The organism is Micromonospora sp. PRAS1 (assembly GCF_059553435.1).
The window spans coordinates 86,080-108,383 of sequence record NZ_JCANNB010000019.1; the positions used below are offsets into that span (position 1 = coordinate 86,080).

General features: G+C 70.0%; 24 protein-coding genes. 10 read left to right on the forward strand and 14 right to left on the reverse strand.

Annotated features, from left to right (window positions below):
• Nucleotides 1–6 precede the first annotated feature (6 nt).
• A complete protein-coding gene (locus AC507J_RS19135) occupies nucleotides 7–138 on the forward strand; it encodes a hypothetical protein (RefSeq protein WP_496290531.1) in 132 nt (43 codons plus the stop codon).
• A gap of 126 nt (nucleotides 139–264) precedes the next feature.
• On the opposite strand, the gene phoH2 is transcribed toward AC507J_RS19135, so the two are convergent.
• The 3 genes from phoH2 to AC507J_RS19150 form a co-directional block, all read right to left on the reverse strand.
• Nucleotides 265–1,677: an RNA 5'-3' helicase PhoH2 gene (gene phoH2 / locus AC507J_RS19140; RefSeq protein ID WP_496290532.1), complete on the reverse strand. Its 1,413-nt coding sequence runs from the start codon at nucleotides 1,675–1,677 to the stop codon at nucleotides 265–267.
• Nucleotides 1,678–2,067: 390 nt separating this feature from the next.
• Nucleotides 2,068–2,409, reverse strand: coding sequence for a hypothetical protein (locus AC507J_RS19145; RefSeq protein WP_496290533.1), 342 nt, complete (start codon nucleotides 2,407–2,409; stop codon nucleotides 2,068–2,070).
• A 28-nt stretch (nucleotides 2,410–2,437) separates the two neighbouring features.
• A complete protein-coding gene (locus tag AC507J_RS19150; protein ID WP_496290534.1) occupies nucleotides 2,438–2,782 on the reverse strand; it encodes a hypothetical protein in 345 nt (114 codons plus the stop codon).
• A gap of 265 nt (nucleotides 2,783–3,047) precedes the next feature.
• On the opposite strand from AC507J_RS19150, the gene AC507J_RS19155 reads away from it, so the two are divergent.
• The 3 genes from AC507J_RS19155 to otsB all read left to right on the forward strand — a co-directional run bounded on the left by AC507J_RS19155 (nucleotide 3,048) and on the right by otsB (nucleotide 4,894).
• On the forward strand, nucleotides 3,048–3,488 hold the full coding sequence (locus AC507J_RS19155; protein ID WP_496290535.1) for a helix-turn-helix domain-containing protein: 441 nt from the start codon (nucleotides 3,048–3,050) through the stop codon (nucleotides 3,486–3,488).
• A gap of 159 nt (nucleotides 3,489–3,647) precedes the next feature.
• Complete coding sequence (locus AC507J_RS19160; protein ID WP_496290536.1) at nucleotides 3,648–4,001, forward strand: hypothetical protein; 354 nt, start codon at nucleotides 3,648–3,650, stop codon at nucleotides 3,999–4,001.
• Nucleotides 4,002–4,069: 68 nt separating this feature from the next.
• Nucleotides 4,070–4,894: a trehalose-phosphatase gene (gene otsB, locus AC507J_RS19165; protein ID WP_496290537.1), complete on the forward strand. Its 825-nt coding sequence runs from the start codon at nucleotides 4,070–4,072 to the stop codon at nucleotides 4,892–4,894.
• Between the two features lie 46 nt (nucleotides 4,895–4,940).
• On the opposite strand, the gene AC507J_RS19170 is transcribed toward otsB, so the two are convergent.
• Genes AC507J_RS19170 through AC507J_RS19185 form a run of 4 tightly spaced genes read right to left on the reverse strand, consistent with a single transcriptional unit; the run spans nucleotide 4,941 to nucleotide 9,680 of the window.
• The gene (locus AC507J_RS19170) at nucleotides 4,941–5,711 is read right to left on the reverse strand and encodes an isoprenyl transferase (RefSeq protein ID WP_496290538.1); all 771 of its coding nucleotides are present in this window, start codon (nucleotides 5,709–5,711) and stop codon (nucleotides 4,941–4,943) included.
• A 30-nt stretch (nucleotides 5,712–5,741) separates the two neighbouring features.
• Nucleotides 5,742–6,884 carry a geranylgeranyl reductase family protein gene (locus AC507J_RS19175; protein ID WP_496290539.1) on the reverse strand — a complete coding sequence of 381 codons (1,143 nt, stop codon included), beginning with the start codon at nucleotides 6,882–6,884 and terminating at the stop codon, nucleotides 5,742–5,744.
• Between the two features lie 53 nt (nucleotides 6,885–6,937).
• Complete coding sequence (locus AC507J_RS19180; protein WP_496290540.1) at nucleotides 6,938–7,798, reverse strand: hypothetical protein; 861 nt, start codon at nucleotides 7,796–7,798, stop codon at nucleotides 6,938–6,940.
• A 37-nt stretch (nucleotides 7,799–7,835) separates the two neighbouring features.
• Entirely contained in the window at nucleotides 7,836–9,680 is a 1,845-nt protein-coding gene (locus tag AC507J_RS19185; RefSeq protein WP_496290541.1) for a phosphoenolpyruvate carboxykinase (GTP), read from the reverse strand.
• Nucleotides 9,681–9,816: 136 nt separating this feature from the next.
• Between AC507J_RS19185 and AC507J_RS19190 the strand changes: the two genes are divergently transcribed.
• Both AC507J_RS19190 and AC507J_RS19195 read left to right on the forward strand, forming a co-directional pair.
• Entirely contained in the window at nucleotides 9,817–10,635 is an 819-nt protein-coding gene (locus AC507J_RS19190; RefSeq protein WP_496290542.1) for a GtrA family protein, read from the forward strand.
• Between the two features lie 63 nt (nucleotides 10,636–10,698).
• Nucleotides 10,699–11,412, forward strand: a complete 714-nt coding sequence (locus AC507J_RS19195; RefSeq protein ID WP_496290543.1) for a GtrA family protein — start codon at nucleotides 10,699–10,701, stop codon at nucleotides 11,410–11,412.
• Nucleotides 11,413–11,477: 65 nt separating this feature from the next.
• Here AC507J_RS19195 and AC507J_RS19200 read toward each other — a convergent pair whose 3' ends face one another.
• Together AC507J_RS19200 and AC507J_RS19205 are read right to left on the reverse strand one after the other, a co-directional pair.
• Nucleotides 11,478–12,035 (reverse strand): PH domain-containing protein, encoded by a 558-nt coding sequence (locus tag AC507J_RS19200; RefSeq protein ID WP_496290544.1) that lies wholly within the window; start codon nucleotides 12,033–12,035, stop codon nucleotides 11,478–11,480.
• A 187-nt stretch (nucleotides 12,036–12,222) separates the two neighbouring features.
• Nucleotides 12,223–13,119, reverse strand: coding sequence for a biotin--[acetyl-CoA-carboxylase] ligase (locus AC507J_RS19205; RefSeq protein ID WP_496290545.1), 897 nt, complete (start codon nucleotides 13,117–13,119; stop codon nucleotides 12,223–12,225).
• A gap of 76 nt (nucleotides 13,120–13,195) precedes the next feature.
• Between AC507J_RS19205 and AC507J_RS19210 the strand changes: the two genes are divergently transcribed.
• Nucleotides 13,196–14,779, forward strand: a complete 1,584-nt coding sequence (locus AC507J_RS19210; RefSeq protein ID WP_496290546.1) for an acyl-CoA carboxylase subunit beta — start codon at nucleotides 13,196–13,198, stop codon at nucleotides 14,777–14,779.
• Between the two features lie 508 nt (nucleotides 14,780–15,287).
• Here the strand turns inward: AC507J_RS19210 and AC507J_RS19215 are convergent.
• Together AC507J_RS19215 and AC507J_RS19220 are read right to left on the reverse strand one after the other, a co-directional pair.
• Nucleotides 15,288–15,482, reverse strand: a complete 195-nt coding sequence (locus AC507J_RS19215; RefSeq protein ID WP_496290547.1) for a DUF397 domain-containing protein — start codon at nucleotides 15,480–15,482, stop codon at nucleotides 15,288–15,290.
• 8 nt (nucleotides 15,483–15,490) lie between these two features.
• Nucleotides 15,491–16,318 (reverse strand): helix-turn-helix domain-containing protein, encoded by an 828-nt coding sequence (locus tag AC507J_RS19220; protein ID WP_496290548.1) that lies wholly within the window; start codon nucleotides 16,316–16,318, stop codon nucleotides 15,491–15,493.
• Between the two features lie 547 nt (nucleotides 16,319–16,865).
• On the opposite strand from AC507J_RS19220, the gene AC507J_RS19225 reads away from it, so the two are divergent.
• Entirely contained in the window at nucleotides 16,866–17,147 is a 282-nt protein-coding gene (locus AC507J_RS19225) for a hypothetical protein (protein ID WP_496290549.1), read from the forward strand.
• A 51-nt stretch (nucleotides 17,148–17,198) separates the two neighbouring features.
• On the opposite strand, the gene AC507J_RS19230 is transcribed toward AC507J_RS19225, so the two are convergent.
• A complete protein-coding gene (locus AC507J_RS19230; RefSeq protein WP_496290550.1) occupies nucleotides 17,199–17,948 on the reverse strand; it encodes a M50 family metallopeptidase in 750 nt (249 codons plus the stop codon).
• Between the two features lie 142 nt (nucleotides 17,949–18,090).
• Between AC507J_RS19230 and AC507J_RS19235 the strand changes: the two genes are divergently transcribed.
• Both AC507J_RS19235 and AC507J_RS19240 read left to right on the forward strand, forming a co-directional pair.
• Nucleotides 18,091–18,633 carry a Uma2 family endonuclease gene (locus AC507J_RS19235; protein ID WP_496290567.1) on the forward strand — a complete coding sequence of 181 codons (543 nt, stop codon included), beginning with the start codon at nucleotides 18,091–18,093 and terminating at the stop codon, nucleotides 18,631–18,633.
• A gap of 118 nt (nucleotides 18,634–18,751) precedes the next feature.
• Entirely contained in the window at nucleotides 18,752–19,504 is a 753-nt protein-coding gene (locus tag AC507J_RS19240; protein ID WP_496290551.1) for a GH25 family lysozyme, read from the forward strand.
• A 70-nt stretch (nucleotides 19,505–19,574) separates the two neighbouring features.
• Here AC507J_RS19240 and AC507J_RS19245 read toward each other — a convergent pair whose 3' ends face one another.
• Both AC507J_RS19245 and AC507J_RS19250 read right to left on the reverse strand, forming a co-directional pair.
• Nucleotides 19,575–19,811, reverse strand: a complete 237-nt coding sequence (locus AC507J_RS19245) for a hypothetical protein (RefSeq protein WP_496290552.1) — start codon at nucleotides 19,809–19,811, stop codon at nucleotides 19,575–19,577.
• Nucleotides 19,812–19,875: 64 nt separating this feature from the next.
• Nucleotides 19,876–22,266, reverse strand: coding sequence for a serine/threonine-protein kinase (locus AC507J_RS19250; RefSeq protein ID WP_496290553.1), 2,391 nt, complete (start codon nucleotides 22,264–22,266; stop codon nucleotides 19,876–19,878).
• Nucleotides 22,267–22,304 lie beyond the last annotated feature (38 nt).

A 22,304-nucleotide genomic window follows, 5' to 3' on the forward strand; every position in this document is an offset into this window, starting at 1 on the left:
CGCGGCGTGACCACGGCCCACACCGGGGCCGAAGCGCGCCACGAGCGCCCGCGACCGGCGGTGCCGGTCACCGTCGACGCACCGATCCGCCTTTCCGGCGAGCCGTCCGCCCCGGGTGGGGTGGACGATCACCAGTGATGCGCATGGTGCGTGGGCGCCCGTGGGACACAATCGCGCACAGTGAGGCTGATGGGAAACGGTCACGATCGATTGTGACTTTGGTCACTCAAATAATCGCCACAAATGCCCCCAAATCGGGCGCTCCTATGGGATGTCTTCCAGTAGGTCCGTCACCATCGCGGCAATCGGCGACCGCTCCGAACGGCTCAACGTGACGTGCGCGAAGAGCTGATGACCCTTCAACGCTTCGATCACCGCCGTCACGCCGTCGTGCCGGCCAACCCGGAGATTGTCCCGCTGGGCGACGTCGTGGGTCAGCACCACCCGGGAGCCCTGGCCGATCCGGGAGAGCACGGTCAGCAGCACCCCACGCTCGAGCGACTGTGCCTCGTCGACGATCACGAAGGCGTCGTGCAGGCTCCGCCCGCGGATGTGGGTGAGCGGCAGCACCTCGAGCAGCCCTCGCGACACGACCTCCTCGATCACGTTCTCGTGCGCCACGGCGCCGAGCGTGTCGAAGACCGCCTGGGCCCAGGGCGACATCTTCTCCGACTCCGAGCCGGGCAGGTAACCCAACTCCTGGCCGCCGACGGCGTACAGCGGGCGGAAGACGATCACCTTCTTGTGCCGGCGACGCTCCATCACCGCTTCCAGGCCGGCGCAGAGCGCCAGGGCGGACTTTCCGGTGCCGGCCCGACCGCCGAGCGAGACGATGCCGATCGACTCGTCGAGCAGCAGGTCGAGGGCGATCCGCTGCTCGGCAGAGCGCCCGTGCACGCCGAACGCCTCACGGTCGCCGCGTACCAGCCGCACGGTCTTGTCGGGTAGCACCCGGCCGAGCGCCGAGCCCCGGGACGAGTGCAGCACCAGGCCGGTGTGGCAGGGCAGGCCCGCGGCAGCGTCCACGTCGATCGTCTCGCCGCCGTAGAGCTGGCCGATCGCCTCCTCGCTCAACTCCAACTCGGCCATGCCGGTCCAGGTCGGGTCGCTCGCCTGGCCGTGCCGGTACTCGTCCGCGCACAACCCGACCGAAGCGGCCTTGACCCGCAGCGGCATGTCCTTGCTGACCAGGGTCACCGTCCGCCCCTCGGCGGCGAGGTTCAGCGCGACGGAGAGGATCCGGGCATCGTTGGACTCGTTGCGGAACCCCGGGGGCAGCACCCCGTCGTCGGTGTGGTTGAGCTCCACCCGCAGCGTGCCGCCCTCGTCGTTGGCCGGCACCGGCCGGTCCAGCCGGCCGTGGCGTACCCGCAGCTCGTCCAGCATGCGCAGGGACTGCCGGGCGAACCAGCCCAGCTCGGGGTGTTGTCGCTTGCCCTCCAGTTCGGAGATCACCACCAGGGGAAGCACCACCTCGTGCTCGGCGAAGCGGTGGAACGCCGCCGGATCGCTGAGCAGGACAGAGGTGTCCAGGACGAAAGATTGGCCCGCTGGTCGGGGCTCCCTGGTGTCGGCCGACCCGGCGGCCGCGGTGCGGCGGCTCCGGGTGGTGCGGCGGGTCGTGGCAGTCGCGGCCGGGCCCTGTTCGGCACCGGCGGTCGTACGGCGAGTCGTCACAGGCCTGCTCCGGCGGATGGGCACCCGGCCACCCGCGGTCCGCCTCCTCCGGTGCCCGGCGGACACGGGGTCGGATGCGGGCCCCGTGCGCGAGGTCGCAGGCCGGGCGGGCCGGCTGGCTCGGGACAATCCCGCGCCATGCCTAGACGCTAGCCGCCCGCAACCCGTCCGGCTAGTGGCCGAGTTAACCCGCGACCCGTCCGCCTGGTGACCAGAGTGAACCCGCGACCCGTCCGGCTGGTGACCAGAGTGAACCGGCCGGGATGCATGCCCCCTGCGCGCATCCCGGCCGGTGGAGCCACCGTCACCGGTCTGACCGTGACCCCGGCGGCGTCCGCCCGCTTGGACGGTGCGCCGCAGCCTGCCCGGACCGAGGCCCGGTGACCGGTCTCAGCCGGTCCGTCGAACGAGGGTGCCGGTCGGGTGCCGCCCGGTGACCGAGGCGGCCGGCTCCGCGAACGACGATCCGGTGTACGTGGTGCCCGTGCCCGCCCGGACCACCGTGGCGGGGACCCGGGTGGCGGGCGGCGCGCTGACCGCGAGGGCGGAGGCGATGGCGGCCTGCGCCTCCCGGCGGCGCCGGTTCCACGCCCCACGGTCACCGTCGAAGTAGCCCTGCCGGTAGCCGAAGCGGTAACCGATCCGGTAGCTGAGCTGCCCGTGCAGCCGACCGGCGGCGTAACTCGTGGCGGCGAGGACGAGGACCAGGAAGATCGCGAGGAAGGGGCTCATCGGGCGGCTCCCATCCCGCGCGCCCCCCTCATCGCTCCTCCGGCTCGATCGTGGTGGGGTCGGCGACCAGCAACCGGTCGAGGTCGTCGGTGCCGATCTCCTCGACCAGCTCGACGCTGATCCGGCAGCCGTCCAGGACCACTTCGGCCACCGAGGAGCGGCGGATCTCCCCACCGGCGTCGTAGACCCGGACGCTGAGTTCCGGGCAGCCGAGGTGGGTCCGCCAGGCGTTCCATTCGGCCCGGTCGCCGACGCTCAGCGACAGGTAGCGACAGCCCCGGGCGAGGTAGAGGCGCCAGGGGGCGCTCAGCCCCGCCGCGACGCCGGCTGCAACCAGGCTGAATGCCTGGGCGCGGGTTGCGAGTTCGGTCACCGGGCCCCCCTCGGACCGGGCGCGGGACGCTGGCGAGGGCCGCTCGCCTCATGCACGTGACACACCGTAGGTTGTCCCATGCACGTGACAGTATCAGCTTTCTTCTCTGTTTGCCCCCACCTCTACGCACATCTATTCTGCCCAGGTGACACCCCTCAAAGACAGTGCTACATCAGTAACCCGACAGCCGATGATGACGTCACGCAAGCGTGACAGAGGCGTGCCGGGACCCACCGGCCGAGCCACCCGGTCGTACGGTCACGGGGTGACCGAGACGGCCAACGCACGGAAGATCGCCTTCGCCACCTTCGTCCGGCAGGCTCTCGCCGAGGCCCGCGCGACCCGCGCCTGGAGCGGCACCGAGGTGTCCCGGCGCACCGGCGTCTCGCGCCAGACGATCAACCGCTGGGTACGCGGCGACTGGGCCAGCGACCCGGCAGCCGAACGGGTGGTCGCGTTCTGTCAGGGCCTCGGGCTCGACCCGGCCACCGCCTTCGCGGCGCTGGGCTGGGACCGGAACACGGCCCGCCGGGACGCCCCGCCCCCGCCGCCGATGGACCCCGACGTCGAGGCGCTGCTGCGCCGGCTGGTCGACCCCGACGTATCGGATGCGGAGAAGTTCCACATCCGAGAAACCATTCGTTACCTCGCATACCGCCCGACTCTCCCGACTGGTGTCCGAAAACGAGGGGATGCTGCCGGCTAGTTCCTCAGATGGCGAAAGAACGGCAGGTCAGGATCATTCGTTTCGCTCCGGGGCCGGAACGGGCGCGCTAGCGTCCGTATTCGTACTGCTTGGGCTCGTCGTCGGCGGGGGGACGGGACAAGGCCGAACCCAGCCCTGCGGGACAGAAGGGGGTCTCTCATGACCCTGAAATGGTTGGCAGTCGTGGTCACGACGGTCTCGTTGACGATCTGCGTCACCGGAAACGCGGTGACCCTGGCCCTGAACGGCGGGCAGTTACCCCTGCTCGTCAACCTCTTCACGCTGGTCACCGCCGGCACCTCGATCGTCCTGGCGGTGGTCGCCGAACTGCACGACCGGCTCAACGACCGACTCACCGCGCTCACCGAGTTCATGGTGGAGCGGCTGCGGGAGATCGAGACGCACACCGGCGACCGGAACGCCGGCTTCGTCGAGGGTTACCTGCTCAGCCACGGTCAGGAAGCGGCCGTGGTGCCGTTCGGACGCCGGGGACGCGGGGCCGCCGAGCGCTGATCCCGCCGCGTCCGCACGCAGGTTCCACGCCAGGAATGACCGGCGGAACCCGGGGTACGCTGTCGCGCGTGCCGCCGTTGAATCTGGGCAATCCCCAGCCGAAGATCCCGCTGAACGCCGACCTGGCCTGGCGAACCACCGCCGACCGGGCCGCCGAGACCATTCTCTTCTTCGATTTCGACGGCACACTCGCGCCGGTCGCCGACGATCCGACGCAGGTACAGCCCGCACCGAAGGTGCTGGCCGCCATCGAGGCACTCGCCCCGGTGGTCCGCCGGGTCGCGATCGTCTCCGCCCGGCCGGTGGAGTTCCTCCGGGAGCACTTCGACGGGCTGACCGGCGTCGACCTCTACGGGCTCTACGGGCTGGAGCACAGCCACTCCGGCGGTGCCACAGTCACCGAGCCGGCCGCACTGCCGTGGGTGCCCACCATGGCCGAACTCGCCGACCTGGCCCGCGCCGAGCTGCCGGCCGGCGCCCTCGTCGAGTACAAGCGGCTCTCCGTTGCCCTGCACTGGCGTACCGCACCGCAACTCGCCGCCACCGTCGAGGAGTGGGGCAACGCCCAGGCCGAACGCCTCGGCCTGCGGGTGCAGGTCGGGCGGATGGTGTTGGAGGTCAAGCCGCCGGTCGACCGGGACAAGGGCATGGTGATCGACGAGCTGGTGCAGGGGGCGGGTGCCGCCTGGTACTTCGGCGACGACGTCTCCGACATCAAGGCGTTCGCCGCGCTGCGCGCCCGCGCCGCCGCCGACGCGAACTTCCTGGGCGTTTGCGTCGCTGTCGCCAACCCGGAGACCGGGCACGAGGTCGCCGAGGCCGCCGACCTCACCATCGACTCACCGGCCGCGCTTGGCGACTTCCTCACCGCCGCCGCCCACCACCTCACCTGAGGCAGTGGGCAGCCAGACGCTCACCTGAGGCCGGCCCAGCGGCAACTCAGACGCCGTAGCGGCGCTGCCGGGTGGCGTACGAGCGCAGCGCGCGGAGGAAGTCGACCCGGCGGAAGTCCGGCCAGTTCAGTTCGCAGAAGTAGAACTCCGAGTGGGCCGACTGCCAGAGCATGAAGCCGGAGAGGCGCTGCTCCCCACTGGTCCGGATGATCAGATCCGGATCCGGCAGGCCCCGGGTGTAGAGGTGCTCGGAGATGTCGTCGACGTCGAGCGACCCGGCGAGTTCCTCAAGCGTGCCGCCGTTCGCCGCGTGTTCGAGCAGTAGCGAGCGCACCGCGTCGGCGATCTCCCGCCGGCCGCCGTACCCGACCGCGATGTTGACCTGGGCGCTGCCGGAGCGCTCCCGGGTCCGCTCCTCGGCGGCCTTGAGGGCCGTCGCGAGGCCCGTCGGCAGGACGTCGAGCGCGCCCACCATCCGCAGCCGCCAGGGATTGGCCTCCTCGGCCAGCTCGGTGGTCAGGTCTTCGATGATCTTGAGCAGCGGATCCAGCTCCGCCGCCGGCCGGGAGAGGTTGTCCGTGGAGAGCAGCCAGAGCGTCACGTGCCCCACACCGGCGGCATCGCACCAGCGCAGCAGCTCCTTGATCCGCTCCGCACCCATCCGGTGCCCGTCGTTCGGATCGACAAGGCCCATCTCCCGGGCCCACCTACGGTTGCCGTCGCACATCACGCCCACGTGGCGGGGCACCGGACGGCCCGCGAGCTTGGCCGTCAGCCGCCGCTCGTAGACGGAGTAGAGAAGTTTCCGCAGAGTCATCACTTGCAGGGTAGCGAGCCCTCGCGTCGATCAGCGCCCCGGTGGCCGACGCCGCGCCGAGAGGCCGAGGGCGATCAGCGCGAGCGTACGAGCGTCCAGCAGGCCGTCACCCAGGCCCAGTTCGACGACCGTGCCGAAGACCCGCTCGTCCCGGCGGGCCGCCTGCACCGCCGCGTCGACGATCCGGCTGTGCCGGGCCAACCAGGCCGCCATCGAGCTGTGCCGCAGGTGGCTGCCGAGCCGGCGACGCAGCGCCTGCGCGTACCAGCGGGCGGCCTGCTCGGGCGCGCCGGTCGCGGCCGCCCCGGCCAGGGCACCCGAGCGCAGTGCGTAGAAGATCCCCTCGCCGGTGAAGGGGTTGATCAGCGACAGGGCGTCCCCGGCGAGCAGTACGCGACCGTGCCCGGGCACCGGCCGGAAGGTGGACAGCGGCAGGTGATGGGCGCGCAGCCCGGTCACCTGCGCCGGTTCGACGCCGGGTAGCAGGGCGGCGAGCCGGTCGAGCAGGTGCGCCCGGCTCAGCGCCTCGCCCCGCAGCACCTCCCCGTAGCCGATGTTCGCGCGGCCGTCACCGATCGGGAAGGACCAGGCGTACGCCGGCCAACGGGCGGCCGAGGTGACGATGAGCTGTACCGGCGGACCGGAGGGTGCGGGCGCGTAGCCCCGGATCGCCAGCGCCAGGTGCCGGTCGGGATTGGCCGGCTCGCCCAGCGCCCGGCGGACGACGGACCCGGCACCGTCCGCGCCGACCAGCACCCGCGCGGAGATCTCGCCGTCGAGCACCACCCGATCGGGCCGCAGCTCGACCCGGCGTACCGTCCGGCGACGCAGCAGGGCACCGGCGCCGACCGCCGCCGTCACCAGCCGGGCGTCGAAGACCTGACGCGGCACCGTGTACGCGGGCCTCGGCAGCGCCCGGGCCACCGCAGCGCCACCGGGCGCGATCAGCCGCAGCGCCGGCACCGGCGGGTAACCGGCCACGGCGTCGGGCACCCCCAGTTCGGCGAGTACGTCAAGCGCGTGCGCGGCGATGCCGTCGCCGCACGCCTTGTCCCGCGGAAAGTCGGCGCGGTCGAGCAGCAGCACCTCACCTCCCGCCCGACGGGCGGCCAGCGCGGCAGCCGCTCCGGCCGGCCCCGCCCCGACCACCACCACGTCGAACTCGTCGCGCACAGCCCCTCCTTCCGCCCAGCCGCAGCCCACCCCGACCGGGTGCCCCGCCTGCTCTAACCCGGGGTGGTTTGCTCGGTCACGCGGGCGGCGCGGCGGACGCCGTAGACGGCGAGGCCGGCGGCGGCGACAAGCGGTGCGCCGTCGCGGACCAGGCCGTCGACGCCGAGCAGCCACCAGCAGAGTGGCAGGTCGACGGCGAGCACGCCGACGGTGATCACGACCAGCAGGGTGCCGGCCCAGCGCCGGCCGCGCAGCAGGAAGGCGGTGCAGAACAGCACCAGGTAGCTGGTCGCGATGCCGGCGCCCAGCCAGAACAGCACCGCGGGGACGGCGAACAGCCGGCCGTCCAGGATCGCCGCCCCGGCGACCAGGGCCGGAACCAGCATCAGCGGGCTGTACGTGAAGGCCGCCACCCGGCTGGTCAGCAGCCAGGCGCTGGCTTCCGGCCGGCGTGGTGGCAGCTCGCGCCAGGAGATCCCGGACCGGTCGATGACCAGCCGGGCCCGGTGCCGCACCAGATGCCCGGCGACGGCCGGGGACCGGTACAGCAGCCAGACCACGGCGACGCAGAGCGCGGTGAGCAGGGCGAAGCCCAGCAGTCCCGGCAGCGGTGGCACGCCGTGCCGGGGCACGATCAGCCGGCCGACGGCGAAGACGGTGGTGATGGCGAGGATCAGGCCCAGCGGGCGGGCCACCGTACGACCTCGGCGGACATGCCCGATCAACAGCAGGAAGCCGAACGAACGCAGCATCGCCCAGCCGGTGCGTACCGCGAGACCGAAGCCCTGCTCCGGCGCGTACCACCAGTTGAGCACCTCGACCACGACGGTGGCCGCGGCGGTGACCGCGAGCAGGGTGGTGAGCGCCCGGACGGCGGACGGCCGCCGGACCTCGGTCTCGGCGGCCGTCCTCATGGAATCCGATGATGCCCGCGCCGGGCGTCGATCACACCTACCGCTGCGGCTGCTCCGCGTCGAGCCGGGCCCGCAGGGCGTCCAACTCGGCCCAGAGGACACCGGGCAGCTTGTCGCCGAACTTCTCGAACCACTCGGTGACCAGCGGAAGTTCGTCCCGCCACTCGTTCGGGTCGACCTTGAGGGCGATCCGGACATCCTCCGGGGTCATGTCGAGCCCCTCGATGTCGAGGGCGTCCACCGTGGGGACCATCCCGATCGGCGTCTCCACGGCCTCCGTCCGGCCCTCGATCCGCTCGATGATCCACTTGAGCACCCGGGCGTTCTCGCCGAACCCGGGCCAGAGGAAGTTGCCCTCCGGGTCCTTGCGGAACCAGTTGACGTAGTAGACCTTCGGCAGCTTCGACTCGTCGCCGTCGGCCCCCTTGCCCATCTCGATCCAGTGCCGGAAGTAGTCACCGCCGTGGTAGCCGATGAACGGCAGCATCGCCATCGGGTCGCGGCGCACCACGCCGACCGCGCCGGAGGCGGCGGCGGTGGTCTCCGAGGAGAGGGTGGCGCCCAGGTAGACGCCGTGCACCCAGTCCCGGGCCTCGGTGACAAGCGGTACGGTGTCCCGCCGCCGGCCGCCGAAGAGGATCGCGTCGATCGGTACCCCGTTGGGGTCGTAGTAGTCCTCGGCGAGAATCGGGCACTGGGTGATCGGGGTGCAGAACCGGCTGTTCGCGTGCGAGGAGAGGTTCTCGCTCTCCGGCGTCCAGTCGTTGCCCTTCCAGTCGATCAGGTGGGCCGGCGGCTCACCCATGCCCTCCCACCAGATGTCCCCGTCGTCGGTGAGCGCGACGTTTGTGAAGATGGAGTTGCCCCGGTCCAGCGTCCGCATCGCGTTGGCGTTTGTCTTCCAGTCGGTGCCGGGCGCCACGCCGAAGAGGCCGTACTCCGGGTTGACCGCGTAGAGCCGGCCGTCCGGACCGAACCGCATCCAGGCGATGTCGTCACCGATCGTCTCGACCTTCCAGCCCGGGATGGTCGGCTCGAGCATGGCCAGGTTGGTCTTGCCGCAGGCCGACGGGAAGGCACCGGCGATGTGGTAGACCCGCCCCTCCGGAGAGGTGATCTTGAGGATCAGCATGTGCTCGGCGAGCCAGCCCTCGTCGCGCCCCATCACACTGGCGATCCGCAGCGCGTAGCACTTCTTGCCGAGCAGCGAGTTGCCGCCGTAGCCGGAGCCGAAGGACCAGATCTCCCGGGTCTCCGGGAAGTGCGAGATGTACTTGGTCTCGTTGCACGGCCAGGCGACGTCCTGCTGGCCCGGGGCCAGCGGCGCGCCGATCGAGTGCAGCGCGTGCACGAAGTCCGCGTCGTCACCCATCGCTTCGAGGATCTTGGCACCCATCCGGGTCATGATCCGCATCGACGCGACCACGTAGGGGCTGTCGGTGATCTCCACACCGAACATCGGTTTCTCGGCCTCGACCGGACCCATCACGAACGGGATGACGTACATCGTCCGCCCACGCATCGAACCGCGGTACAACTCCGTCATGGTCCGCTTCATCTCGGCGGGTGCCATCCAGTTGTTCGTGGGTCCGGCGTCCGCTTCGTCGACGGAGCAGATGAACGTACGCTCCTCGACCCGTGCGACGTCCGTCGGGTCCGTCCGCGCGTAGAACGAGTTGGGCTTCTTCTCGGGGTTCAGTCGGACCAGGGTGCCGGCCTCGACCAGTTCGTCGGTGAGCCGACGCCATTCCTGGTCGGACCCGTCCACCCAGACAACCTGGTCAGGGGTGGTCAGTTCAGCGACCTCACGGACCCAGGCGAGCAGTTTGGGGTGGGACGTCGGGGCCTGATCGATACCCCGAAAGGTGGCCGGAGCAACCATGACACATCTCCTTGTGGTCGACGCTGACCGGTCTATGGAGTGCACGAGTATTGGCGCCGCATCGCGTCGCCTTCGTGGAAACCTGGGATTGGGCTCAGCGTAAACCGGTGGACCCCGTCAGTCAGTGGGACCGGTTGTGAAGAACTGCACAAGGCACGGTCACGCTGCGGCTTCACGAGCCTTTACCCGCTTTCACGCGCAGTTTCACGCAAATCCTGCGGCGGACCTTCCGCCGGGCACCCTGGCGAGGGTCCCGGGTCGACGCGCTGCGACAGATACCACCGGAAGGGCAAGCAACTCCGGATCCGGCCGGCGGCGGTTACGCTCCGTCCGTGCCCGTTCGCCTCGCCGTACCGGTGGACCCCGGTGGTCGTTGCTACCCGTCCGGGCGGCCGTCAACCGGTACGCTCGCACGGTGGCCGCCACGATGACCGGGGAGTCCGATTCCCCGCCGACCCGCTCGGGTCTGGTCCATACCCTGGTCGACCGGTTCGGTCACCTGGTACGGGAGTTGAGCAAGTTCGCGACCGTGGGTGGGGTCGCCTTCCTCCTCGACTTCGCGCTCTTCAACTACCTGATCGGCCCGCAGGGCGTCGAGCAGATCACCGCGAAGACCATCTCCACGGTGTTCGCCGCGACCTTCGCCTTCCTGGGCAACCGCTTCTGGACCTGGCGGCACCGGAAGCGCTCCAACCCGGCCCGCGAGTACGCGCTCTTCTTCGTCTTCAACGCGGTCGGCCTGGGCATCGCGGTCGCCTGCCTGGCCATCAGCCGCTACGGCCTCGGCAGCATCTGGCCGGAGGTCTTCCAGAACCGTCTCGCCGACAACATCGCCAGCTACGTCGTGGGCACCGGGCTCGGGACGTTGTTCCGCTTCTGGTCGTACCGGCGGTTCGTCTTCGTCGAAGCGGGAACCCCGGAAGTCGCGGATGCGAACCGGGATCTCCGGGCGTGACCCGGCGCCCACCCATCCGGACGGAACCAGCCGACCTCAGCCCACTGCCCTAAGGTGTTTTCCATGCCTCTCGCCCGCCTGCTGCCTGAACGCTGGCAGAAGTTCCTCCACGAGGCGTTCAAATTCGGCCTGGTCGGTGGCATCAACACGGTCATCAATTACGCGGTGTTCAACGCCCTCGCACTCACCGTTTTCGTGGACGGTCAACTCAAGGCGACAGTGGTCGCCACCGTGGTGGCGACGATCACGTCGTATCTGATGAATCGGCACTGGACGTACCGGGATCGTCCGAAATCGGCGATGCGTCGGGAATACGCCCTGTTCTTCTTTTTCAACGGGGTGGGCCTGCTCATCGAACTCGGCGTACTCGCCGCCGCCAAGTACGGGCTCGGCGTACACGGCCTGTTGGCGTTGAACATCGCCAAGACCGGCGGTGTGGTGCTGGCGACCCTGTTCCGCTTCTGGTCGTACCGCACCTTCGTCTTCCAGCCCGCGGCGCCCGTCCAGGCCACCCAGAAGTGGCAGGGCCTGCCGCGCGACGAGTGGGACACGATGGCCGAGATGGACCCGGTGGCCGAACTCGCCGAATCGATCACGGAGTTGGAGGAAGAGGAGCCACCGGCGCGGCAGCCGGGCGACGGCCCTCGCCCCATCCAGCCACGGGCCGGCGCGTTGAGCGCCGAGGCCGAACTCAGCGCGGCGCTGGACCGGGAACTGGAAGCCGAACTCGCCGAACTCCAGGCCGCCCCCACGCCACGCCGCTTCCGCCGCCGCTGACCCTCGAAACCGGTCCCGTCGTGGGCCCGGGGTGGTTCCGGGTCCACGACGTTGCGGCGGACCGGTCAGGCGCCGGCGCTCTTGTCCCGCTCGGCGAGGATCTCGCGCAGCTCACCGTCGCCGAGCGAGTGCTTGTCGTGGAACGCCTCGACGAGTTCGTAGAGCTTCGTCTGGACCCGGTCCACCTTCGGCACGTCGGGTAGCACGGACTGACCGCGCTCCCCGGCCGACTCGATGGTGAGGGTGCCGTAGCCGAGCAGCCGCCCGATGAAGCGCTGGTTCATCGAGTGGTCGTTGACCCGGCTGAGCGGGATGTCCCGCCGCTCCCGGGAGAAGATCCCGTGCTGGAGCACCACCCGCTCGTTTGTGAACAGGTAGTGCGTGCTCCGCCAGGAGATGTAGGGCCAGACGGTCAGACAGAGCACCGCCAGCACGCCGAGGCCGCCGATCACGGCTAGCGTCATCGAGCCGCCACCGCCGGAGGGCAGGAACAGCACACCGGCCGCCACCGCGGCGATGGCGAGCACCAGCACCGCCACCGGCCGGAGCAGGGCCTTCCAGTGCGGATGCAGATGCAGAACGACGTGCTCGTCCTCGGTGAGCACGTCTTCGGGGAACGCCACGGATACCTCCTCGCAGAACCGGACGCCCAGACGCTAACCTCCCACGCCCGCTCCCCCACATCCACCACCCGGCCACGCCCACCCCTTGCCTCCGCGATCTTGCACTTGTCGTCGCCGTTTCGCGCCTTGCATACCCATTTGTCCTGACCCAAAGTGCAAGATCGCCGCAGAGTGGGGGTGGGGTGGGTCAGCGGAGGTGGAGGAGGTCGGCGGCGGGGAGGGAGTGGGTGGTGGGGAGGGCGTGGGGGGTTGGGGCGGGGGTGGTCAGGAGGAGGTGACCGTCCTGGTCGACGGTGGTGGCGGTGCCGGTGAGGGTGCTGCCGTCGGGGAGCAGGGCGCGGACCTCACGGCCCACGGTGTCGCACACCTTCAGGTACGCGTCACGCAGGCCGCTTGCCGTCGCGTCACCACCGGCGGCCCGCCAGCGGGCGTACCACTCGGCGAGCGACCGGAGCAGCGCCCGCAGCAGGGGGTCCCGGTCGGTGGCCGCCGCGCCGGCCAGTTGCAGCGAGGTGGCCGGCAGGCCGGTCGGATGTTCCGGCAGCTCGTCGGCGCGGAGCGTGACGTTCAGCCCGATGCCGAGCACGACGGCCGGCGGTTCACCCGCGACGGGGCCGGGCACCGCCTCGGCGAGGATCCCGGCGCACTTGGCCTCGTCGATGAGCAGGTCGTTCGGCCACTTCAGGGTGGCGTCCAGCTCGGCCAGCCGGTTCACCGCCTCGACCAGCGCCACGCCGGCCAGCAGCGGCAGCCAGCCGTACCCCGCCGGTGGTGCGGCCGGCCAGCCACGGTCCGGCACCGCCTGTCCGGGCCGGAGCAGCACGCTTGTCGCGATGCCGGCCCGGGGCGGTGACTGCCAGACCCGGCCGCGCCGCCCGCGTCCTGCCGTCTGCCGCTCGGCCACGACGACCAGGCCCTCCGGCTCGCCACCCTGCGCCGCCTCGGCGACGTCGGCGTTCGTGGAGCCGGTCTCGGTACGCAGCTCCAGGCGCGACCACGGGCCGTGGGGCGCGACAAGCGCCCGGCGCAACCGGGCCGCCGACAACGGCGGACGATCCAGATCGGTGTACGGCGAACCCGGCATCCCGCCAGCCTACGGCCGCGCCCGCAGAGGTGGACTGCACACCGTGGGTGACCTGAACCATCGTTATATTCCCTGGGTGACTACCGAGACCGGGACCAACATCCACAGCACCGCCGGCAAGCTGGCGGACCTGGACCGTCGGGTCGACGAGGCGGTCCACGCCGGCTCGGCCCGCGCCGTGGAGAAGCAGCACGCCAGGGGCAAGAAGACCGCCCGGGAGCGGATCGAGATGCTCCTCGACGAGGGCTCCTTCGTCGAGCTGGACGAACTCGCCCGGCACCGCTCCACAAACTTCGGCCTGGACCGCACCCGCCCGTACGGCGACGGCGTGATCACCGGTTACGGCACCGTCGACGGCCGGCAGGTCTGCGTCTTCGCCCAGGACTTCACCGTCTTCGGCGGCTCCCTCGGCGAGGTCTTCGGCGAGAAGATCGTCAAGGTGATGGAGCTGGCCATGAAGATCGGCTGCCCGGTCATCGGCATCAACGACTCCGGCGGTGCCCGGATCCAGGAGGGCGTGGTCTCGCTCGGCCTGTACGGCGAGATCTTCTTCCGCAACGTACGGGCCAGCGGCGTGATCCCGCAGATCTCGCTCATCATGGGCCCGTGCGCGGGTGGCGCGGTCTACTCCCCGGCCGTCACCGACTTCACCGTGATGGTCGACCAGACCTCGCACATGTTCATCACCGGCCCAGATGTGATCAAGACGGTGACCGGCGAGGACGTGGGCATGGAGGAGCTGGGCGGGGCGCGTACCCACAACACCCGCAGCGGCAACGCGCACTATCTCGCCACCGACGAGGAGGACGCGGTCGACTACGTCAAGGCGCTCCTGTCCCACCTGCCGTCGAACAACCTGGACGAGCCGCCGGTCTTCCCGGTCGACGCCGACCTGACCGTCACCGACGCCGACCGGGAACTGGACGCGCTGATCCCCGACTCGGCCAACCAGCCGTACGACATGCACCGGGTGATCGAGCACGTGCTTGACGACGGTGAGTTCCTGGAGGTCCAGCCGCTCTACGCGCAGAACATGGTGGTCGGCTTCGGCCGGGTCGAGGGGCGGCCGGTCGGCGTGGTGGCCAACCAGCCGATGCACTTCGCCGGCACGCTTGACATCGCCGCCAGCGAGAAGGCGGCCCGCTTCGTGCGTACCTGCGACGCGTTCAACATCCCGGTGCTGACCTTTGTGGACGTGCCCGGCTTCCTGCCCGGCACCGGCCAGGAGTGGGACGGCATCATCCGCCGGGGTGCCAAGCTCATCTACGCGTACGCCGAGGCCACCGTGCCGAAGGTCACCGTCATCACCCGCAAGGCGTACGGCGGGGCGTACGACGTGATGGGCTCCAAGCACCTGGGGGCCGACCTGAACTTCGCCTGGCCGACCGCGCAGATCGCGGTGATGGGCGCGCAGGGCGCGGTGAACATCCTCTACCGACAGGAGCTGGCCGCCGCCGAGGACCCGGCCGCCCTCCGCGCCGAGAAGATCGCCGAGTACGAGGACACCCTGGCCAACCCGTACGTCGCCGCCGAGCGGGGTTACGTGGACGCGGTGATCCAGCCGCACGAGACGCGTACCCAGCTCGTCCGGGCGCTACGGGTCCTACGCACCAAGCGCGAAACCCTCCCCCCAAAAAAGCACGGCAACATCCCCCTGTAGGCGCTGGTCGCTGCTGGTCGCCGCTGGATCTTGGTGCGAAAACGCCCCTTTGGGGGCGCTTGCGCTCCAAGATTCACATGGAGGCGGGTGGGGGGCTGCGCAGCGGGAGGAACATCGCGGACAGTCGTGATTTCACTGTGAAATATTGATTTCACTGTGAAATCAACGTCCTGGCGACCATCGGGCCCCTCGCAGGCCAGCCCTGGGCGGGGCTGAGGGACGAGCTGTGCAGATCAATCCTCTGGGGGCGGTGGTTCGTCTGCTCCCCGGGCCTTCCACGGCTGGTGTTCAGTGATCCAAGCTTCCACATCCTCCACCAGCCAGACCGCCCCGCCAGCCAGGCGATCGAAGGGCTCCGGAAAATCGGGTCGGCTGGTGATCTGGACGATCCGGACGCGCAACACGCCCAAGCGCTCCTGAAGCTCCGCGCTCCCGTACAGCCTCCGCCGCCAGCCCATTCGAAGCGACTCGACCAACTGACGCCCACCGAACTCGTCTTCGAAAGTGGCTAGTCGCTCTTGAGGGAGTCGATGAAGGTACGCCAGCCCTGGGCGTCGAAGGCCAGCGTGGGGCCGGTCTTGTCCTTGCTGTCCCGGACGGCGACCCCGTTGCGGAGATCCGCCACTTCGACACATGCCCCGCCGTTGGCGTCGCTGCGGGTGGACTTGCGCCACGCCGCGCCGGTGAGATCGGGGTTCGACATGTCAGCCTCTACTTCATCTCGTCGGCGATCCGCAGGATGAGCCTGCGGGACTCAGCCGGCCCCAGAGCCGCAGCCCGGAGACCATCCCACAGCCGAGTGTAGGCGCGAAGCGCCTCGTGGCTGTCGAGGTAATCCGCGTCCGTGAACGTCTCCAGATAGACCACGTCCGAGGCGACCTCCTCCCCGAACCGAAGGATGATGAAGTTGTACGAACACACCACGTACGTCTCGGCATCGAGTGGAAAGACCTGGATTGTGACGTTCGGTCGCTTGGCGAGCGTGGCGATATGGGCTAGCTGATCCTGCATCGTCGTCCGGTCCCCGAGGTTCCGGCGAAGCGCGGACTCGCTGAGGATGAAGTTCAACTCCGGCCCGTCCGGGCGATCGATGACCTTTTGTCGTTCGAGGCGCACTGCGATCTGCCGCTCTACGTCCTCCCCGTCGATCATGGCCCGGACGTAGGGCTCGGTCTGGAGGATCCCGGGGAGGACCTCGGGCTGATACCAGCGGATCTCGGCCGCGTCCGCCTCCAGGTCGAGGTACTGCCGGAACCAATCGGGGACCACGTTCCGGTATCCGCTCCACCGCCCCCGCTGCCGTCCGGCGCGCGCGAGTTCCCGTAGTGGCTCAGCCTCCTCCGCGCTGACCCCGTAGAAGTCGAGCAGCAACTTCAGATCGGTGAGCCGGATGCCGGACTGGCCCAACTCCAGCCGGCTGATCTTGCTTGAGGCTGAGTCGATTACCTCCGCTGCCTCCTCTTGGGACTTGCCTGCTGCCTCTCGGGCTCGCTTGAGGGCGTTGCCGAGGCGACGTCGCTGGATCGTCGGGGTGACCATGCGGCGAGTATTCCGCCGCTGCGATCCATCGACCTGACGACACGCCAAGGGTTCCCAAATCAGGATCACCGCCTTACCATCCGTTTATGGATTCCTAATTTAGGAAACCAGAATCAGTATCGCCTTTCGGGAGGCGCGATGGCTTGGCACGCGAAGAACCCGTTGCACCTCGGCCTGCTGCGGGGAGTCCGCCCGCTGCTGAACTCGGCCGTGAAGCCCAGGGTGGGACGTTGGTCGTGACAGCGCGGCGGACGCCCCACCTGATCAAGCACGCCTGGTACGTCCTCGAATACCACCGGCATCACCGCTGCGAACACTGCACGGACAGCGGCTGGTGCCCGGAGGCTCACATCGCGCGCACCCGGATCACGGCATGGCACCGGTTCCGCCAGAGGTAGCCGGACTCCGAAGACTCAATCCACCCGCTTTCGCTCCCAGGCGAGGCGGTAATCAACGCGCCGACCGACCGCAGCAGCCCAGGTCAGCCACCACGAATACGCGGCGGACTCGCCATCCATCCCCACATCCCGATCGGAGGTAGAGCATCATGCCGGAACCAACACCGCAGGCGAACCCCCTCGACCAGGAGTCCAGCCATGCCGCACCCCTGGCCTGGGTCGGCGACCTAGTCCACGACGAGGACGCGGACCGGCCGGGCATCGTCACCGACATTCTCAGCGAGGCGATCTGGATACTGCGACCGGAGTTCGGCTCCGGACAGTGGATCTGCATGAGCCCCGAGCGGCTGACCATCATCACTCCCCGCGCAGAGCGGGTCGGCAAGCCCACACCACTTGACCATGAAGCGAACTTGGGGGAGCCGATGTAGGTGTGCTGAACGGAGGTCGGGTCAACCACCTGGCGGCAGTGCGGTGACCGGTCAGCCGGAAGCCACCAGGCCGGCCTCGGCGAGCAGCGGGCCGGCCAGCATCAGGCCGCCGGTCACCAGCACGGCGAGGTTGACCAGGCCGAAGAGGACCACCCAGAAGAACGCCGGCAGCGGGGTGATCCCCGCCAACTGGTCGGCGTCGGAGGCCGGCATGCCGCGTTGCGTACGCAGCCGCTGCAACTCCACTACCGGGCGTACGCCGCCGAGCAGCAGGAACCACACTCCGGTCCAGGCGAAGGCGGCCTGCACCTGCGGGCTGGCGTACCAGGAGATGGCGAGCACCGCACCGCCGGTGACCACCAGGGTGAGCGCACCGTAGACGTTGCGGATCATGATCAGCATGGCCAGCAGCAGGATCACCGCGATCCAGAGCAGCAGGGTGATCCGGTTGCCGGCGAGCAGCCACGCCCCACCCAGGCCGACCAGGGGTGGGGCGAGGTAACCGGCGAGCAGGGTCAGCACCATGCCCAGGCCGGTGGGGCGGCCGGCGGAGAGGGTGAGGCCGGAGGTGTCCGAGTGCAGCCGGATGCCCTGCAACTTGCGCCCGGTGAGCACGGCGACCAGGGCGTGGCCGCCCTCGTGGGCAATGGTGATCACGTTGCGGGCGATCCGCCACGGCAGCCGGGTGGCGACCACCAGCAGCGCGACCAGGGCGGTGATCACCACAAGCAGCGGGGGTGGGTCGGGCTGCGCACCGAGCAGGCGGTCCCAGAACGCGGTCATGCCCTCGATCGACACCATGAGGCGCGAGCCTACCGCTCACGTTCCGGCCCCGGCCCTCAGGCGGGTGAGGCGTTCGGGTGTCGATCCCGGGCCAACCGCCCGTATGGTGTGAGACTGACCGGGTGACGATCGGATCGGGAGGTGAACGCCGGTGAGCGCGATGCCCCTGGACTCGCACGTCGGCCTCTGGACGGAGGCCGAGTACCTCGCCTTGGGCGAGACCAATGACCGAATCGAACTGCTCGACGGGAGCCTGATCTTGAGTCCTGCCCCGAGCAAGCGACACCAGTTGGTGTCGCGGCGCCTGGCGAACAGCCTCGACCTCGCGGCCGAGCCCGCCGGCCTCGCGGTGTTCGAGGCGGTGAATCTCCGGCTCGGTTCCAACCGGATCGCGATACCGGATGTTGTCGTGGCGGACACCGACGACGAGGGCACTGTGATCGAGGCGGCCGAGGTGGCGCTGGTCTGCGAGATCGTCTCGCCGGGCAACGCCGCCGCCGACCGAGTGCTCAAGATGCAGCTCTACGCGATCGCCCGGATCCCCTGGTACCTGCTGGTCGAGCAGGACGGTGACGCTCACTCGCTGCGGCTGTACCGGCTCGACGGCGGGCACTACGTCGAGGACCAGGTAGCCAAGGCCGGCGAGACCCTCACGCTCGCTGAGCCGTTCCGCTGGCAGGTCGATCCGGCGACGTTGCGCTGAACGCCAGGTGTGCCCGCACCACACTCCGCGCGGTTTAAGTTTTCCTCATCTCCATTGATTTGCCCGACGTCGCACTCCAAAGATGACTGTCAATCGACACCCGTCTCAGGAGGACGTCATGGGTCGTACCAGATCATCGTTGCGCCGGCTGACCGCCGCCGCGCTCACCGTGCTCGCGACCGCGGCAGCCGGGCTCGTCGCCACCGCGACCCCGGCCGCCGCGGCCACCGTGCCGGGCATCGACGTCTCGCGCTACCAGGGCACCATCAACTGGACGAGCGTCCGCAACGCCGGCATCCAGTTCGCCTTCATCAAGGCCACCGAGGGTACGAGCTACAAAGACCCGAACTTCAACGCGAACTACGTAAACGCGTACAACGCCGGGGTGATCCGGGGCGCGTACCACTTCGCCCGGCCCAACATCTCCTCCGGCGCGGTCCAGGCGAACTTCCTCGCCTCCAACGGCGGCGCCTGGTCGGCCGACAGCCGTACCCTCCCGGCGGCGCTCGACCTGGAGGCGAACCCGTACAGCGGCGGCTACTGCTACGGCCTGAGCACCACCGCGATGCGCAACTGGGTGCAGGACTTCCTGAACACCTACCGCTCCCGCACCGGCCGGTACGCGGTCATCTACACCACCACGAGCTTCTGGAACCAGTGCACCGGCAGCTGGAGCGGCCCGTGGGCCAACCACCCGCTCTGGGTCGCCCGCTGGTCCTCCTCGGTCGGCACCCTGCCGGCCGGCGCCCCGTACTGGAGCTTCTGGCAGTACACCGACTCCGGCAGCGTCGCCGGCATCAGCGGCGCGGTCGACCGCAACTACTGGAACGGCGACCGCAACCGGCTGATCGCCCTGGCCAACAACACCTGACGTACGGCTGCGGCGGTGGGCTGGCGTCCCTGCTCGAAGCAGACACCGACCCACCGCCGGACGGTGTCGCTCAGGCTCGCCGTCGGGCGGCGAGCGCAACCGGCACGGTCATGCCGCCACGGCGGGTGATGGTGCCCCGGCGGGTAACGTTCCAGCCGACGAACGCGGCTCCGGCCAGCGTCAGGATGCTGACCAGCGTGGCCAGCACGGCGACACCGGCGGCGGCGACCAGCAGTGCGAGATTGCCGAGCGCCACGAGCGTCCACAGTGCCAGACGGGGCCGGGCATCCCTTCCTCGGTAACCCATTTCGGGCCTCCCTTCCGTCTTCGGAGATCAGATACCCCGAACGGAGGAAGACCATGCCTCGGCGTCAGTCCTGGCGGTCCGGCACGAACTCCCGGAAGATCATTTCGAAGTTCTCGAGTTGCGCATCCCAGTCCCGGTTCGGCACTTCCCAACGCAGGGCGAAACCCCGGTTGCTGGCGGTGACAAAGGCCCGGTTACGGACCCGGATCTCGACCCCGTTGCGGGTCTGCAACCAGTCCCAGTCGGCGCAGGTACGCCACTTGCAGTCGAGCGAGGAAATGCCGATCAGCTTGTAGTTCTGCACGCCACGGACGTTCTTCCGACCCGGTTCGATGCGCCGCCAGTCGGCCTCCGCATCCTTCTTCGGCGTGTCGGTGCGGTCGATGGTCAGCTCGCTGACCCCGTCCGGGTCCCGATACTTGACCCAGGTGCTGCCGGAGGTGCGCCGCCAGCCGTCCGGCACCGCCACCTTGAAGCCCACCGGGTCGGTGCGCAGCGTCCACCCCTCCGGCACGCCGTCGGCGGCGGTCTCGGACGGGCTGGGTGAGGCGGAAGGGCTGGGCGGAGCGGCGCTTGTGGGTGGCGGCGGGGCGGGTGCCTCGGAGGTCGGCGGCGCGGACGCCTCGGTGGTGCCGGCCGTGCCCTGCGGGGTCTCCCCCTCGCCGCCGTCGCGGTTGGTGAGCAGCGGTACGACCACCACCAGGCCGACAAGCAGCAGAGCGACCAGGGCACCGACGAGCACAGCGCGGCGGATCCGCTCCGACCGCAGTTGACCCGCCTTGAAGATGGAGCCGCGCGCCGCTGCCGGGCTCACCGGTGCCGACGACAGTTGTGAGGTGCGACCCGCTACGACCCGAGTCGCGTCCGCCACCGGGGCCTGCGAATCCACCCGGGTCGCCAAGACCTCCGACGTCGACCGGTCCGGGCTGGCCGTCGGCGTCACCTTCGCGGCAGCGCCCGCCGCACCAGCCTGCGCACCCGACACCGCATCGCCGGACGAAGCCGCCTCGCCCTCGACAGCAGCCTTGCCTCCGGCAGCAGCCTCATCCCCGGCAGCCTTGCCCTCGGCCGCAGCCTTGTCCCCGGCAGTCTTGCCCCCGGCAGCGTCCTCGCCCTTGGTTACCGAATCGTCGGTGCCCCCGATGCCGGCGGTGTCCCCTGCTTCGGTTGTGTCCTTGCTGCCGGCCGAGTCCTTGACTTCCTTGCTGCCTGCGGAGTCCTTGACTTCGGCGGCGGGCGGCGAGCCCTGCCCGCTCGACGAGGCGGCCGGATCAGGGGCATCCACCTTTGCCGTGGGCGCGGCATCCGAGCCGGTACCGGAGGAGGCGTCCACCCTGGTCGTCGGGGCGGCCTCCGGACCCGAGGCGGCGCCGTCGACCTTCGCCGTCGGGTCCGCGTCCGATCCGGGCGCAGTGGTGGTCGACTGGTCCCGCGTGGAGCCGCTGACCGCAGCGCCAGCGGCGAGCGCGGAGAGCGGAGGCGTACGCGGTGCGGGTGGCGTGACCGGGGCGGACGGCGTGGCCGGCCGCTCCCCGGATGGGCGTGGTCCCGGCACCAGCGGCGGGCGCGGCTCGCGCGGACCGTTCGGCCCCGGCCGGCGTACGCCGTCGAGCAGCGAGATGCCGCGAGCCCGCCGCCCACTGGCCTTGCGGAGCATGCGCTCGGCCGACTCGGCGGTGATGCGCTCCTGGGGATCCTTGCGCAGCAGCCCGGCGAGCACCTGCTTGAGCGGACCGGCGTTACGGGCCGGCGGGACCGGTTCGGTGGCGAGCGCGGCCAGGGTGGCGATCGCCGACGGCCGGGCGAACGGCGACTTGCCCTCCACCGCGGCGTAGAGCGTGGCGCCCAGCGACCACAGGTCCGCCTCCGGCCCGAACGTGCCGTCCCGGGCCCGCTCCGGCGCGATGTACGCCGGTGAGCCGAGCACCATGCCAGTGCGGGTGACGTTCGGGTCGCCGGGGATCGTCGCCAGCCCGAAGTCGGTGAGCACCACCCGGCCGTCGGTGCCGAGCAGCACGTTGCCGGGCTTCACGTCACGGTGCATGATGCCGGCCTTGTGCGCGGCCTTCAGCGCGTTCAGCACGCCCAGCCCGATCTCCACCGCCCGGGCCGGCGGCACCGGCCCGTCGGCCGCGAGAGTGTCCTGCAACGACCGGGACGCCACGTACTCCATGACGATCCACGGGTCGCCGTCGGTGCGGAGCACGTCGAAGATGCGTACCACGTTTATGTTGTTGAGGCGGGCGATCGCGCGGGCCTCGCGGAGCGAGCGTTCCCGCATCTCGCGGCGCTCGTCGCTGGTCAGGCCCGGCGGCGGCACGAGTTCCTTGATCGCGACGTCGCGGTGCAGCACCTCGTCGCGGGCCTTCCATACCCGACCCATGCCGCCCTGACCGAGCGGCGAGATGAGCCGGTACCGGTCGGCGACGAGTTGGGTGGAGGAAGCGTCAGACATCGCTGAGACCGTACCCGGCAGCGCCGACGCTCACACCG

Bases quoted from the DNA above. Each gene is read 5' to 3' on its own strand.
- AC507J_RS19145 (WP_496290533.1), bottom strand. From the start codon at position 2,409: ATGAGCCCCTTCCTCGCGATCTTCCTGGTCCTCGTCCTCGCCGCCACG.
- AC507J_RS19160 (WP_496290536.1), top strand. From the start codon at position 3,648: ATGACCCTGAAATGGTTGGCAGTCGTGGTCACGACGGTCTCGTTGACG.
- AC507J_RS19170 (WP_496290538.1), bottom strand. From the start codon at position 5,711: ATGACTCTGCGGAAACTTCTCTACTCCGTCTACGAGCGGCGGCTGACG.
- AC507J_RS19180 (WP_496290540.1), bottom strand. From the start codon at position 7,798: ATGAGGACGGCCGCCGAGACCGAGGTCCGGCGGCCGTCCGCCGTCCGG.
- AC507J_RS19185 (WP_496290541.1), bottom strand. From the start codon at position 9,680: ATGGTTGCTCCGGCCACCTTTCGGGGTATCGATCAGGCCCCGACGTCC.
- AC507J_RS19195 (WP_496290543.1), top strand. From the start codon at position 10,699: ATGCCTCTCGCCCGCCTGCTGCCTGAACGCTGGCAGAAGTTCCTCCAC.
- AC507J_RS19205 (WP_496290545.1), bottom strand. From the start codon at position 13,119: ATGCCGGGTTCGCCGTACACCGATCTGGATCGTCCGCCGTTGTCGGCG.
- AC507J_RS19215 (WP_496290547.1), bottom strand. From the start codon at position 15,482: ATGTCGAACCCCGATCTCACCGGCGCGGCGTGGCGCAAGTCCACCCGC.
- AC507J_RS19220 (WP_496290548.1), bottom strand. From the start codon at position 16,318: ATGGTCACCCCGACGATCCAGCGACGTCGCCTCGGCAACGCCCTCAAG.
- AC507J_RS19225 (WP_496290549.1), top strand. From the start codon at position 16,866: ATGCCGGAACCAACACCGCAGGCGAACCCCCTCGACCAGGAGTCCAGC.
- AC507J_RS19230 (WP_496290550.1), bottom strand. From the start codon at position 17,948: ATGGTGTCGATCGAGGGCATGACCGCGTTCTGGGACCGCCTGCTCGGT.
- AC507J_RS19235 (WP_496290567.1), top strand. From the start codon at position 18,091: ATGCCCCTGGACTCGCACGTCGGCCTCTGGACGGAGGCCGAGTACCTC.
- AC507J_RS19240 (WP_496290551.1), top strand. From the start codon at position 18,752: ATGGGTCGTACCAGATCATCGTTGCGCCGGCTGACCGCCGCCGCGCTC.
- AC507J_RS19245 (WP_496290552.1), bottom strand. From the start codon at position 19,811: ATGGGTTACCGAGGAAGGGATGCCCGGCCCCGTCTGGCACTGTGGACG.
- AC507J_RS19250 (WP_496290553.1), bottom strand. From the start codon at position 22,266: ATGTCTGACGCTTCCTCCACCCAACTCGTCGCCGACCGGTACCGGCTC.